The following is a 261-nucleotide window of genomic DNA, read 5'->3' on the forward strand; positions in this document are numbered from 1 at the left end:
ACTTTAGAAAATACAGGGAAATATGAGCTTGGTTTATCACATTTTCTTATTGACAAGAATATTGCCGTGCATCGAGCTAATACTCGTAAAGTAAAAAGCTTTATCTTATCTCACGGAACTTTGGCAAAGTCTGACAGATCAGATGCAGGAGCTCTTGCTCAATATGGATTTGAACGCCATAGAACTATCTCTCTATTTGTACCTACCTCTACAGAACAATCAACTTTGGCTGCACTTTGTCAACGTCGTGATGATATTACG

Annotated in this window: 1 protein-coding gene; it reads left to right on the top strand. The window is 37.9% G+C overall.

Translation table 11 applies throughout. The features are described 5' to 3' along the window. A partial coding sequence (locus AB6N09_RS05710) for an IS110 family transposase (protein WP_411131957.1) occupies positions 1-261 on the top strand: 261 nt, incomplete at both ends.

The organism is Wolbachia endosymbiont of Tettigetta isshikii (assembly GCF_041154185.1).
Classification (GTDB): Bacteria; Pseudomonadota; Alphaproteobacteria; order Rickettsiales; family Anaplasmataceae; genus Wolbachia.